The sequence below is a fragment of the Pseudonocardia sp. genome (assembly GCF_050246655.1).
In the GTDB taxonomy this organism is placed as follows: domain Bacteria; phylum Actinomycetota; class Actinomycetes; order Mycobacteriales; family Pseudonocardiaceae; genus Pseudonocardia.
This window is the reverse complement of the sequence record NZ_JBFWVQ010000003.1, coordinates 20,724-33,357: the sequence shown is the minus strand read 5'-3', so window position 1 is coordinate 33,357 and position 12,634 is coordinate 20,724. Positions and strand designations below refer to the sequence as shown.

General features: G+C 75.9%; 11 protein-coding genes and 1 pseudogene. 6 read left to right on the top strand and 6 right to left on the bottom strand.

The genetic code is table 11. From position 1 onward, the window contains the following. Positions 1-15 precede the first annotated feature (15 nt). A complete protein-coding gene (locus tag AB7J25_RS01655; RefSeq protein ID WP_428504204.1) occupies positions 16-774 on the top strand; it encodes an SDR family NAD(P)-dependent oxidoreductase in 759 nt (252 codons plus the stop codon). An 8-nt stretch (positions 775-782) separates the two neighbouring features. Here the strand turns inward: AB7J25_RS01655 and AB7J25_RS01650 are convergent, their stop codons facing one another. The 6 genes and pseudogenes from AB7J25_RS01650 to AB7J25_RS01625 all read right to left on the bottom strand — a co-directional run bounded on the left by AB7J25_RS01650 (position 783) and on the right by AB7J25_RS01625 (position 6,520). Continuing rightward, positions 783-1,325, bottom strand: coding sequence for a flavodoxin domain-containing protein (locus AB7J25_RS01650; RefSeq protein WP_428504202.1), 543 nt, complete (start codon positions 1,323-1,325; stop codon positions 783-785). A 56-nt stretch (positions 1,326-1,381) separates the two neighbouring features. Then, a complete protein-coding gene (locus tag AB7J25_RS01645) occupies positions 1,382-1,855 on the bottom strand; it encodes a CBS domain-containing protein (protein WP_428504200.1) in 474 nt (157 codons plus the stop codon). 137 nt (positions 1,856-1,992) lie between these two features. Continuing rightward, positions 1,993-2,337 (bottom strand): annotated as a pseudogene (locus AB7J25_RS01640) (site-2 protease family protein); the annotation flags it as partial. Between the two features lie 275 nt (positions 2,338-2,612). Continuing rightward, on the bottom strand, positions 2,613-3,818 hold the full coding sequence (locus AB7J25_RS01635) for an ABC transporter permease (RefSeq protein ID WP_428504198.1): 1,206 nt from the start codon (positions 3,816-3,818) through the stop codon (positions 2,613-2,615). A gap of 5 nt (positions 3,819-3,823) precedes the next feature. Further along, the gene (locus tag AB7J25_RS01630) at positions 3,824-4,477 is read right to left on the bottom strand and encodes a universal stress protein (protein ID WP_428504196.1); all 654 of its coding nucleotides are present in this window, start codon (positions 4,475-4,477) and stop codon (positions 3,824-3,826) included. Positions 4,478-4,555: 78 nt separating this feature from the next. Beyond that, entirely contained in the window at positions 4,556-6,520 is a 1,965-nt protein-coding gene (locus AB7J25_RS01625; protein WP_428504427.1) for an alpha-amylase family protein, read from the bottom strand. A 155-nt stretch (positions 6,521-6,675) separates the two neighbouring features. On the opposite strand from AB7J25_RS01625, the gene AB7J25_RS01620 reads away from it, so the two are divergent. The 5 genes from AB7J25_RS01620 to AB7J25_RS01600 all read left to right on the top strand — a co-directional run bounded on the left by AB7J25_RS01620 (position 6,676) and on the right by AB7J25_RS01600 (position 12,411). Further along, on the top strand, positions 6,676-7,260 hold the full coding sequence (locus AB7J25_RS01620; RefSeq protein ID WP_428504195.1) for a DUF4232 domain-containing protein: 585 nt from the start codon (positions 6,676-6,678) through the stop codon (positions 7,258-7,260). A 48-nt stretch (positions 7,261-7,308) separates the two neighbouring features. Next, entirely contained in the window at positions 7,309-7,557 is a 249-nt protein-coding gene (locus AB7J25_RS01615) for a hypothetical protein (protein WP_428504193.1), read from the top strand. A 67-nt stretch (positions 7,558-7,624) separates the two neighbouring features. Continuing rightward, positions 7,625-8,929: an alpha/beta hydrolase gene (locus AB7J25_RS01610; protein ID WP_428504191.1), complete on the top strand. Its 1,305-nt coding sequence runs from the start codon at positions 7,625-7,627 to the stop codon at positions 8,927-8,929. Continuing rightward, positions 8,926-11,442, top strand: coding sequence for a bifunctional lysylphosphatidylglycerol flippase/synthetase MprF (locus AB7J25_RS01605; protein WP_428504189.1), 2,517 nt, complete (start codon positions 8,926-8,928; stop codon positions 11,440-11,442). The genes AB7J25_RS01610 and AB7J25_RS01605 overlap by 4 nt, the downstream gene beginning before the upstream one ends. Before the next feature lie 63 nt (positions 11,443-11,505). Beyond that, a complete protein-coding gene (locus AB7J25_RS01600; protein WP_428504187.1) occupies positions 11,506-12,411 on the top strand; it encodes a Dyp-type peroxidase in 906 nt (301 codons plus the stop codon). The last annotated feature ends 223 nt before the right edge of the window (positions 12,412-12,634 follow it).

Sequence of the window (12,634 nt, the reverse complement as noted above, 5' to 3'; positions counted from 1 at the left end):
GAGGAACCGCACTCCATGGACATCTCCGGAGCCGCCGCGCTCGTCACCGGGGCCGCCTCCGGCCTCGGCGCCGCCACCGCCACGCACCTCGCCGCCGCGGGTGCCACGGTCTACGGCCTGGATCTCGGCAAGTCGATCGCGGAGGCCGTCCCGTCCGCGGGCATCGCTCTGATCGAGGCCGACGTCACCACCGAGCTGCCCGTCCGCGCCGCCCTCGCCCGCATCGCCGACGACGGCCAGGAGCTGCGGGTGGCCGTGAGCTGCGCCGGAATCGCGCCGTCCGCCCGGATCCTGTCCCGCCGCGGCCCGCACGACCTGGACCTGTTCGAGTCCGTGCTGCGGGTCAACCTGCTCGGCACGTTCAACGTGATGCGGCTGGCCGCCGAGGCGATGGCGGGCAACGAACCCGACGAGCACGGCCAGCGCGGGGTGATCGTGAACACCGCGTCCATCGCCGCGTTCGAGGCCCAGATCGGCCAGATCGCCTACGCCGCCTCGAAGGCGGGCGTGGCCGGGATGACCGTCACGGCGGCCCGCGACCTCGCCCAGTACGGCATCCGCGTCGTCACCGTCGCCCCCGGCATCGTCGATACCCCGATGATGGCCGGGTTCTCCGACGAGATCCGCGCCGGGCTCGCCGCCGGCGTGCCCTTCCCGCGCCGGCTCGCGACCCCGGCCGAGTTCGCCCGGCTCGTCGCCATGATCGTCGAGCACGACTACCTCAACGGCGAGACGATCCGGATGGACGGTGCCCTGCGCATGACCGCCCGCTGACGGCGCGGTCAGCGGCCGGCCCGCTCCCCCACCAGCGCGGCGGCGATGCTGTCGGCCCAGCCGTGCACGTCGTCCCAGTCGCGGTGGTCGCCGAACCGGCCGCCCATGGCGCGGTAGAGCAGCGCCCCGTTGCGGCCGGTGTGCTCGCGCAGGAACACCCCGGTGAACCGGTGGTGGCGTCCCGCGAGCACGCCCGCGCGGACGGCCGCGGCGACGGCATCCGGGACGGGTTGGCGCGAGCGCAGCATCCGCGCGACCGGGCGCGGCAGCGAGCTGGACCGGTCGCCGACCATCCCGACGCTGAAGAGCCATGCCGGGTGGTCCGCCAGCGCCGCGGCCTCGCGGCCGGCGAGCTCCGCCGCCTCCGGCAGCCACTGGCCGTCGTGGATCGCGCTGCCGAGGACGATCGCGTCGTGGCCCGCAACGGATCCCACCTCGTGCGCGGGCCGCAGGTCGGCGTCGAGCCCGGCGCGGCGCAGGCGGTCGGCGATCCGTTCGGCGATCGACCGCGTCGCCCCGTGCACGCCCGCGTAGGCCACCAGGATCCTCATCGTCGTCCCCTTTCCCTGCCTCTCCACCGTCGCCGCCCGTGGTGCGCGGCGGCGGCTCAGCGCGTGGCGAGGGCCCCGAGCTCGGCCCGGACCAGGTCGGCCCCGGTGAGGACACCGACGACCCGGCCGCCGTCCACCACCACGCCCAGCCCGCTGCCGCGCGCCAGCGGCCCGGACAGCACCTCCCGCAGCGGCGCACCGGCCGCGAGCACCTGCGACGGCGGCAGCGGCCGGGCGAGCTCACGCACCACCGTGCGGGGGCGCTCGGTGGCCGGGCAGCGGGCGAGATCGGCGAGCTCGACGGTCCCGACCACCCGCCCGTCGAACTCGACGACCGGGAAGCTGCGGTGGCGGCTCTCCGGCCCACCCGCGGCGAGGCGCTCGGCGAACGCGGAGACCGTCTGCCATCCGGGGGCGGTGTCGCCGGGGCGGACATGGCGTCGGCGACCCGCAGCCCGGCCAGCCGCGCCGACCCCTGCGCCGCGTCCGCCGCATCCGACTCGGCCGCTGCGGAGCCCGCGATGAACCACCCGACGAGGACCAGCCAGAGCCCGTCGAGGCGGCCGGTGACCGCCAGGATCGCGCCGAGCCCGGCGAGGACGGCGCCCAGGACCCGGCCTGCCGTGCTCGCGATCCGGGTGGCGCGCACGCGGTCCCCGCAGTGGCGCCACACCACGCCGTGGAGCACGCGGCCGCCGTCGAGGGGGGTGCCCGGGAGCAGGTTGAACACGCCGAGCACGAGGTTCATCGTGGCCAGCCAGGACAGCGTCGCCAGTGGCAGCGCCGGTGTGCCGAGGCCGGCAGCGGCGGCTGCCACCGCCCCGGTCAGGATGCCGAGCGCGACGCTGGTCGCCGGCCCGGCCAGCGCGATCCGGACCTCGGCCGCCGGGTCACGGGGCGGCGTCGCCAGCTCCGACACGCCGCCGAGCAACCACAACGTGATCCCGCGGACCTCCACCCTCGCCCGGCGGGCGACGACGGAGTGGGCGAGCTCGTGCGCGAGCAGCGACACGCCGAACCCGACCGCGGCCAGGCCGCCAGCCAGCGCGTACGCCGCGCTCCCGTACCCGGGCGCGAGCGCCGGCAGCACCGACACGGACAGCAGCACGCCGATGAGGGCCGTCCCGGCGAGCGCCGACCACCGGGCCGTCACAGCGATCCCGGCCACCCGGCCGAGCGGAACCGTCGCGGGCACGTCGCACCTCCTCGCTCCTGCCGATGCTGCGCGCTGGGCCGGGCGCGGCACCCGGGCCGAACGGCACGCATCCGGCCGGGAGAGGTCCCCGCTCAGTGGTGGCGCAGGGCGTCGGCGGGCTCCAGCCGCGCCGCCCGGCCTGCCGGATAGCTGCCCGCGACCAGGCCGACGCCGACGCTGATCACGAAGGACACCACCACCGACACCGGGGACACGACGGGAGCGGGGAAGGTCGTGGAGCCCTGCAACGCCAGCGCAGCCAGCTCGCACAACCCGACGCCGAGCACCATCCCGGCGAGCCCGCCCGCGCCGGACAGCATGGCCGCCTCGGTGAGGAACTGCTCGACGATCGCCCCCCGCGAGGCCCCGACCGCCTTACGCAGACCGATCTCCGGGGTCCGCTCGGTGACCGCCACCAGCATGATGTTCGCGACCCCGATCCCGCCGACCAGCAGCGAGATCGCCGCGACCAACCCGATGAACGTGCGCAGCACGCCGAGGAACTCCTCGCGCTGCTCGATGAGGTTCTGCAGCGAGACGACCTCGAAGTCACGGTCCGCGGGATCGCGGATCCGGTGGCGATCGGTGAGCACCGTGACGATCTGCCCGGTCGCCGCCGGGACGGCCTGCGCGCTGCGGGCGCGCACGAGGATCTGGCTGAGCTCGCCGCTGTCGCCGAAGAGGTACGCGCGGGCGGGTTCGATGCCCATCACGGCCACGTCGTCGAGCTGGCTGTTGGACGTCAGCACGCCGACGACCCGGAAGCGCTGCCGCCCGATCCGCAGGGTCGTGCCCACGGCCGCCGAGCCGTCCCCGCCGAACATCTCGGCGGCGGTCACCGGGCCGAGGACGACCTCACGGTCGTCGCCGTCGCCGGCGAAGAACCGCCCCGCCACCAGGCCGCGGTCCGTGACGTCCCAGTAGCCGGCCTCCGTGCCGACGACCGTCGTCCGCCGCTCCCCCGCAGGAGCGCGCACCGCGGCGCTGCCGATGACGACCGGCGTCGCGGACGCGATGTCGGGTGCGCGCGCGGGATCGTCCAGCGCGGACACGTCGCCGTCGGTCAGCGGACGAGCCCGGCCGCCCCCCGCGACGTGCGTCACGGGGGCCACCGTGATCTGCGTGGTGAGCGGGCCGACGATCTCGTCGAAGTAGGCCTGCACACCGTTGCCGAGCGCGACCCCGACGATGACCGCGGCGATGCCGATGACGATGCCGAGGGTGGTGAGCGCCGAGCGGATCCGGTTGGCCTGCAGGGCCTGAACCGCCGCCGACCCGGCGTCGCGCAGGGTGAGCACGGCCGTCAGCCACGGGGAACGAGCAGCACCGGGCAGGGCGCGTGCTGCAGCGCGGTGCTGACGACGGGGCCCGGCTCGGGCCGGCCCGGCCGGGGCCCGCCGAGGACGAGCAGGTCCGCCCGGAGGTTCCCCCCGACCGCCTCGTGCGGGTGCGCGCGCACCAGCGTGCCCCGGCACGGGACGTCCGGAGCCCGCGCGGCGGTCCACCGCGCCGCCGCGGCCACCAGCGCCTGCCCGGCGCCGACGGCGGCGTCGAGGCCGATCGAGCGTTCGCCGAACGACCGCGGGACGGCGTGCAGGACGACGAGCTCGCCCCCGGTCTCCTCGGCGACCTGCGCGGCGTGGCGCAGCACACCGGGCTCCGCGTCGAGATCGCGCAGCGCGGCGACGACCCGCCGCGGGGTGGCGCCGTCGAGGCCGGGAGGCACGACGAGCACGAGATCCCCCGCCAGCGCGCACACGCGCTCGACCGCGTGGCCCCCCGCGTCCGACCCGCCACCCGGCCGCAGGCGGCGGACGTGCAGGACCCGCCCGGTGTGCCGGCACCAGTCCGCGGTCCAGCGAGGTACCTCGCCGGAGGTGGTCAGCAGGACCACGCGCGCGGGGACCGGGGTGAGGACCGCGTCGGTGCCGTCCTCCGGAGACAGGATGCGCCTCATCTCGTTCCTCCCCGAGGATCCGCATCACAGCGTGTGCCCCGGGCGACGGACCGGGAAGAGGCGAAGGGCCCGGGCAGGTCAGGGCTCGGCGAGCCAGGCGAACGCGAGCCCCGGCAGGTGCACCCGCCCGCCCTCGACGCGCACCGGCCCGTCGCTCGCGTGCACCGTCTCGAGTGGACCGAAGCGGCGCAGCAGGCCCGCGTCGATCGTCACCGGGTGCTCGGCGACGTTGACCAGCCCCACGAAGTGCCCGCTGCGCGGATGGCGCCGCCACCAGGCCAGCACGTGCGGGTCGTCGAGCTCCAGCACCCCGGAGGCACCCGCGGCATGCAGCGCGGGCAGCTCCGCGCGGATCCGGGCGAGCGTGCGGATCCCGGCGTACACGCGCCCCTCGACCGATGCCGGGTCGACACGGCGGGCGAACGCCTCCGGGTCGAGGTACGGCCGGTGCATCCAGCGGTTGTCCGCGGCCAGCGCCGGATCCTCGAGGTAGCCCGTGTCGTTGGCCAGCGCGAGCTCGTCGCCCATGTAGAGCAGCGGCACCCCGCCCCACGCGAACGTCACGGCGTGCAGCAGCAGGTGGCGGCGGATGCCGAGGGCCAGCGCGTGCTCGTCGCCGCGCTCGCGGGCCTCGTCGATCCCGCACAGCGCCGCGCACGTGCCCGAGATGCGGGCGTCCCCGGTCTCCGGGTTGTCCTGGAACAGCGCTCCCCGCGCGTAGGACAGGGGGAAGGCACCCGCGAAGAAGTCGTTGAGGAAGCGCCGGTGCGCGAAGGGGTCGTAGCCCACCGCCCACGCGTCGGTGTCGGCGACCGCCCAGCCGATGTCGTCGTGGCAGCGCACATACGTCGCCCAGGCCGCCTCGTCCGGGACGGGCGCCATCCGCCGCAGCGACTGGACGGCCAGCCGCGCGTCCTTCGTCGCGAGGCTCGACCAGAGCATCACCATGAGCTGGTTGTGGTAGGCCAGCTCGCATTCCGGCCGGTAGCGGGCGTGCCCGCCGAGGTAGGGCACGAGGTCCTCGGGCGCGACGATCGCCTCGGCCTTGAACACCGTGCCCGGCGCCGCGAGCTTGGTCAGCGCGTGCAGCGCCTGCAGCAGCTCGTGCACCTCGGGCAGGTTGAGACACGACGTCCCCAGCCGCTTCCACAGGAACGGGACCGCGTCCATCCGGAAGATCTCCACACCCCGGTTCGCGAGCCACAGGACGGTCTCCAGGACGGCGGCGAAGACGTTCGGGTTGGCCCAGTTGAGATCCCACTGGTAGGCGAAGAAGGTCGTCCACACCCAGCCGCCACACCCGCCGTTCGCCTCGTCGAACCACGTGAACGAACCGGGCGCCCGGTCCGGGAAGACGTCGGCGATGGTCGCCTCGTAGGCGTCGGGCATCGTGCGGTCGGCGAACGCCAGGTAGAAGTCCGCGTAGGCAGGCTCGCCCGCCACCCAGCCACGCGCCCACGGGTGCTCCCGCGCGGTGTGGTTGATCACGAGATCGACGCACAGGCTCATCCCGCGCTGGCGCAACGCCCGCGCGGCCGACTCCAGGTCCTCCATCGTGCCCAGCCGGGGATCGACGGCGCGATAGTCCATGACGGCGTACCCGCCGTCGTTCTCCCCGGGACGGGGCTGCAGCAGCGGCATGAGGTGCAGGTAGCGCACGCCCAGGTCCGCGAGGTGGTCCAGCCGCGACGGCAGGTCCTTCAGCGTGCCGCAGAACCGGTCGGTGTAGGCGACGTAGCCGATCATGCCCGGCTCCTGGTACCAGCGCGGCCGGATCTCCCGACGCCGGTCCAGGGCCCGCAGCTCCGCGGGGCGCTGCGCCGCCGCCGCCAGCGCGAGGCGCACCAGGAGGTCGGCCACGTCGTCCCCGTCGCCGTAGAGGTGCTCCAGGGGGCCGTGCAGGTCGGCGAACCACAGGTCCAGGCGGGCGAGGAAGCCCTCGGCCTCGTGACCGAGGAGGCGCCGGGCCTCCGCGTCCAGCCGGGGGTGCAGCCGGGCCAGCGCGGACGCGGCTCGGCGGCGGCGCTCGACGTCCGGCCGCATGGCGATCACCCGGACATCCTGCCGCGGCCCGCGGGGATCGTGCGACACCTCCGGGTGCCCCGCCGGGCGCGTCGCGGGATCGGGTGGGGCGGGTCGTGGTCGACTGGCCGACGTCGGTGATCGTCGGTGTGACCGTCGGAGAATCGGAGGCGCCCGTGCGCCGCACGCACGCCCTGCCCGCCGTGCTCGTGACGGCGCTCGTGACCGCCCTCGCCGCCCTGCTGGCGGCCTGCGGCACGGCTCCCGGGCCCGCCCCGGCCGCCCCCGCCACCTCGCCCGCACCCGCGTCCCCGGCCGCGCCGACCGGGGGTGCGGTGCCGCGCTGCACCACCGCCGAGCTGACGGGCTCGCTCGGCACCCCCGACGGGGCCGCCGGCTCGACCTACCGGCCGCTGCTGCTCACCAACACCGGGACCCGGACGTGCGAGCTGCGCGGCTTCCCCGGCGTCTCGTACGTGACCGGCGACGACGGCCAGCAGGTGGGTCCGGCCGCGCAGGAGGAGGGCGAGCGCGGCCCGCAGGTCGAGCTCGCGCCGGGGGAGGCGGCGTCCGCGACGGTCCGGTTCGTCAACGTCGGCAACTTCGACGAGGCCGCGTGCGTGCCCGTCCCGGTGCGCGGGCTGCGCGTCTACCCGCCCGGCGACACCGCCTCGCTCTTCGTGCCCGCCGAGGGCACCGGCTGCTCGGGCACCCCGCCACAGCCCCAGCTGACCGTGACGACGGTGACGGCGGCGAGCTGAGTCAGGTCGAGCTGGCACGCGACGGCACCGGCGTGCTACTCCGGGAGGGTGTGCACCGTCGACCGCCTCGCCGAGCATCTCGCCGTCGACCCCGGCGACGTCGAGTACCTCGCCCGCACCGTGCTCGGGACCGACGACGTCCCGGACCGCCTCCCGGACGAGGTCGCCGGCGAGCTGCGCATGATCCTCAACCCGCACTCCGAACGCACCGTCCTGGAGCTGTGGTGGCCGGGTGCGGGCATCGTCGGGGAGGACGGGTCCCGGGTCGAGGTGGTGCGGCGGATCGGTCCCCGCTGACGCGGGCCGCACGCGGGTAGCGTCCGAACCGAGCCGGACGGTCCGGCTGCGGTTCGCGGAGGACGGGATGGCGCGCCTGCTCGACGTGTCGCTGCTGCAGGGCGGGCTGCCGGTCGCGATCTTCGCCGTGGCCGCGGGCGCGGCGTTGGTGCTGCTCGCGGGCCGCGGCAGGCGGTGGTGGCTGCGGGCGGTCCCGCTGGCGCTCGCGGTCGGTGCGGTCGCGGCGGTCGCCGTCGCCGTGGCGGTGGACCGGGTGTGGCGGCCGTTCCCGGACCCGCTCCCGGCGCAGGTCGTGGTGTCGGCCGGGGCGCTCGTCGCGGCCGTGGTGCTGGCCGTGCTCGGCTGGCGCGCGCGGGGCCGCTGGACGCGCGTGGTGTCGCTGCTCGCGGTGCCCGCCGTCCTGCTCGGCGGGGCGCAGTGGACCAACCTCGCGTTCGGGGCCTACCCGACGCCGCGCACGGCGCTGGGCCTGCCCCCGTCGGACCAGCGGCTGTTCGCCGACATCCCGCTGCACGCCCCGCTCGTCGCGGCCCGCCCTGGCCACCCGCTGTCGCAGGCGTGGACGCCACCCGCGGGGATGCCGGCCGAGGGCGCGGTCACCCAGGTCGACATCCCCGGGCCGCGGTCCGGGTTCGTGGCCCGGCAGGCATGGATGTACCTACCGCCCGCCTACCTCGCCTCGCCGCGGGCGCTGCTGCCCGTGCTGGTGCTCATGGGCGGCCAGCCGGGCGCGCCGGAGCAGTGGTTCGACGGCGGCCGGCTCGCCGCGCGGATGGACGCCTACGCGAGCGCGCACGACGGCCTCGCCCCCGTCGTCGTGGTCGCGGACGACCTCGGCTCCACCACCGCCAACCCGCTGTGCATGGACTCACGGCTCGGCCGGGTCGCCACCTACCTGAGCGTGGACGTGCCGGGGTGGGTCCGGACCCACCTGCAGGTCGACCCGGACCCGTCGAGGTGGGCGGTCGGCGGGTTCTCAGGCGGCGCGACGTGCGCGTTGCAGCTGGCCGTGAACGCCCCCCGGGTGTATCCGACGTTCGTGTTCATCTCCGGGGAGGACGGGCCGACGCTCGGCGACCACGCCCGCACCGTCCAGGCCGCCTTCGCCGGGGACGAGGCCGCGTTCGCCGCCGTCAACCCGCTGGACGTGCTGGCGCGCACCCGCTTCCCCGCGAGCGCGGGGTTCCTCGTCGGCGGCGCGCAGGACGCCACCTACCTGCCGCAGGCGGAGCGGGTCCACGAGGCCACGGGCGCCGCCGGCATTGACACGCGGCTCGTCGTGATCCCCGGCGGCCACAGCTTCGACGTGTGGGGCCCGGGCCTCTCCGACGCCTTGCCGTGGCTGGGCGCCCGGCTGCGGCTCACGCCATGAGCGCCCCCGCCCCGCCCCGGCGCTGGGCGCCGGGGCGGCTCGCGCTGCCGGCGGGCCGCGTCCGGGCCGTGGCCCGCGCCGCCCCCGTGACGGTGGGGTTCGCCGTCGCGCTGTGGGTGGTCGGGCTCGTGACCGACAGCATCGTGGCCGGGCCCGCGCCCGCGCTGGAACAGGTCGTCGGGGTGGGGGTGCCGTCGCTGCAGGCCGGCCGCTGGTGGACCCCGCTCACGAGCATCGCGTGGGGCGCGGACGCGGTCAGCTACCTCGCCACGACCGCCCTTCTGCTGATCCTCGTCGTGCCCGCCGAACGCCGCTTCGGCCCGGCCCGCACGGCGCTGCTGCTCGTCGGCACCCAGGTCGTCGGCACCGCGCTCGGCACCGGGCTCGTGGCGCTCGGCGGGCTCACCGGGGACGGCTGGGCGCAGAGCCTCGCCACGGACGTCGCGGTCGGGGCGTCGCCCGCCGCCGTCGGCGTCGGGCTCGCCGCGAGCGCGTTCTGGGGCCCGTTGTGGCGGCGGCGCGTCCGCGTCGTCACCCTCGTGGTGCTCGCGATGCTCGCGCTGTACTCGGGCTCGCTGGAGGACGTGCTGCGCCTCGTCGCGGGCCTCGTCGGCCTCGCCGCGGGACCGCTGCTGCGCGGGCGCGCCCCGGAGCGGGCCGGACGACCGTCGGCCGCGGAGACGCGGGTGCTGATCGCGCTGGTGGTGGCGGCGTCGGCGGCGGGGCCGCTGATCGCGGCGCTGTCCGGGACGTCCATCGGGCCGCTGTCGGTGCTGCGCTACCTGGTGCTGCCCCCGCCGCCGGAGCCCGCACAGGTGCAGGCGCTGTGCGCCGACCCCACCGCGTCGGACGACTGCCTGGGCCTGCAGTTCCGGCTGCGGGTCGGCGGGATCGGGCCCGCGGTGATGTCGCTGCTGCCCGTCGTGCTGTTGCTGGGGCTCGCCGACGGGCTGCGCCGCGGCAGGCGCTTCGCCTGGTGGGGTGCGGTGCTCGTGAACGTGGTGCTGGCCGCGTTCGGGCTCGCGCTCGCACTCACCACCGCCCGCACGCCGACGGAGCGCCTGGTCGCGTTCGGCGGCGCCACGGACGCGCTGTTCTACGCCGCGGTCGCGACGGCGGTGCTGCTCCCGCTGGCCGTCGCGGGCCTGCTGGTGCTCACGCGGCGCCGCTTCACGATCCTCGCGCCACCGGGCACGTACCGGGGGTGGACGGTGACCGTCGTCGCCACCCTCGTCGCCGTCTCGGTGGCGTACGTCCTGCTCGGGCACGCGCTGCGCCAGGACTTCTCCCCCGTGCCCGGGTGGGCCGACCTCGCCCTGGACGTCCCGACCCGGTTCCTCCCGCCCGGCTACCTCGGCGAGGTCGAGGTGCGGTTCCTCCCGGTCGGCACGCTCGCGACGGTCGTCTACGAGTGGGGCGGTGTCGTGTTCTGGGCCGTCGTGCTGGTGGCGTCACTGCGGGTGCTGCGCCGCACCGCGACGGACACCGGGGACGCCGCTGCGGCCCGCGAGCTACTGCTCACCGAGGGCGGGACGGCGCTGTCGTGGCAGGCCACCTGGCCGGGCAACAGCTACTGGTTCGCCCCGGACGGCCGCGCCGGCGTCGCGTACCGGGTGATCGGGCGGATCGCGCTCACCACCGGCGACCCCTTCGGCGCACCGGCTGCCCGCGGGCCTGCGGTGGCGCAGTTCGCCCGCTTCTGCGCCGAGCGCGCCTGGACCCCGTGCCTCTACAGCATCGGCGAGGACACCCGGACGGCCACCGCCGCGCTGGGCTGGGACGCCGTCCAGGTGGCGGAGGAGACCGTCGTCGCGCTGCCGGACCTCGCGTTCACCGGGCGGAAGTGGCAGGACGTCCGCACGGCGCTCAACAAGGCGGGCAAGGCGGGCGTCACCGCCGAGTGGATCACCGTCGGGAGCGCGCCGCTCGCGCTCACCGACCAGATCCGCGCCATCTCCGAGGAGTGGGTGACCGACAAGGGCCTGCCCGAGATGGGGTTCACCCTCGGTGGCCTGGCCGAGCTGGACGACGAGCACGTCCGCTGCCTGGTGGCGGTGGACGCCGACCGCACCGTCCACGGCGTGACGAGCTGGTTGCCCGCCTACCGCGACGGGAAGATCGCGTGCTGGACGCTGGACTTCATGCGCCGCCGCGACCAGGGATTCCGGGGTGTCATGGAGTTCCTCATCGCATCGGCGGCCCTGCGGTTCCGCGACGAGGGCGTCCCGGAGATGAGCCTGTCCGGCGCTCCCCTGGCGCGGCTCGACCGCGGCGAGCAGCCCGACCCGCTGCAGCGGCTCCTGGACCTCACCGGGCGCACGCTCGAACCGGTCTACGGGTTCCGGTCGCTGCTCGCGTTCAAGGCGAAGTTCCAGCCGAGCTACCGGCCGCTGTACATGGCCTACCCGGACGTGGCGGCGCTGCCCGCGATCGCGACCGCGATCACCCGCGCGTACCTGCCCGACCTGGACGCCGTCTCCACCCTGCGGCTGTTGCGGGGGTTGCGGGCCTGATCCCCGCGCGCCGAACCCCACCTCGGTTGCGACGATTCCGGGCCGCGCGGGCATGCTTCGCTCGTGACACCACAACCGGGGATCTTCGCGTCGGGCACACCGGAGCACTGCTACCTGGAGCTGGACCTGCGACCGGGCCACACCGCCGAGGAGCTGATCCGCGCGCTGGCGGGCCTCGCCGAGCCGTTCGCGACGACCAGCGGCGTCAACGTGGTCGTCGGCCTGCGCCCTGAGCTGTGGGCCGGTCTCGGCGACGGCCCACCGGACGCCGCCGGGTGGACCGAGGATCTCGCGGGCGTGGACGGGTTCGGGATGCCCGCCACCCAGCACGACGCGTGGGTGTGGATCGCGGGCGCGGACCGCACGCTCGTGTTCGACAACGGGCGCCTGGTCATCGGGCGGCTGCGCGACCTCACGACCGTCGCCTCGGAGCTGACCGGCTGGCACTACCGCCACGACCGCGACCTCACCGGGTTCATCGACGGCACGGAGAACCCGTCGCTGCTGGAGGCGCGCGCGGTGGCCTGCGTCGCCGAGGGCGAGCCGGGGGCCGGGTCGAGCGTCGTGCTCGTCCAGAAATGGGTGCACGACCAGATCGGCTGGGAGGCGCTCACGCAGCGCGACCAGGAGCTGGCGATGGGCCGCACGAAGCCCGACAGCATCGAGCTCGACGACGCCACCATGCCGGCGACGGCCCACGTCGCGCGCACGACGCTGGTCCTCGACGGCGAGGAGCAGAAGATCTTCCGCCGCAACGTCGCCTACGGCGGCGTCACCGAGCACGGCACGGTCTTCGTCGGGTTCGCGGCGCGGCAGTGGCGCCTCGCGGAGATGCTGCGCCGCATGGCCGGGGCCGCTGACGGGATCCGGTGCGCGCTCACCCAATACCTGACGCCGGTCACCGGGGCGTACTACACGGTCCCGCCGGTGGAGGCGCTGGCCGCGTACGCGCCGCCGGACGAGGACTGAAGGATCCGCGGCGGGGTCTGACCCGGGGATCGGGCCGGGCCGCCGGCCGGGCCGGACCACCGGCCGGGCCGGACCACCGACCGGGCCGGACCACCGGCCGGGCCCAGGCCCGCCGCCGACCCCGCCCTCGCCCTCGCAGACCCCGCCCTCGCCCTCACAGACCCCGCCGCAGCCCTCACAGACCCCGCCGCAGCCCTCACAGACCCCGCCGCAGCCCTCACAG

What these genes read in the sequence shown, in the direction of transcription:
- AB7J25_RS01655 (WP_428504204.1), top strand. Translation starts at nt 16, where the DNA reads ATGGACATCTCCGGAGCCGCCGCGCTCGTCACCGGGGCCGCCTCCGGC.
- AB7J25_RS01650 (WP_428504202.1), bottom strand. Translation starts at nt 1,325, where the DNA reads ATGAGGATCCTGGTGGCCTACGCGGGCGTGCACGGGGCGACGCGGTCG.
- AB7J25_RS01630 (WP_428504196.1), bottom strand. Translation starts at nt 4,477, where the DNA reads ATGAGGCGCATCCTGTCTCCGGAGGACGGCACCGACGCGGTCCTCACC.
- AB7J25_RS01625 (WP_428504427.1), bottom strand. Translation starts at nt 6,520, where the DNA reads ATGCGGCCGGACGTCGAGCGCCGCCGCCGAGCCGCGTCCGCGCTGGCC.
- AB7J25_RS01610 (WP_428504191.1), top strand. Translation starts at nt 7,625, where the DNA reads ATGGCGCGCCTGCTCGACGTGTCGCTGCTGCAGGGCGGGCTGCCGGTC.
- AB7J25_RS01605 (WP_428504189.1), top strand. Translation starts at nt 8,926, where the DNA reads ATGAGCGCCCCCGCCCCGCCCCGGCGCTGGGCGCCGGGGCGGCTCGCG.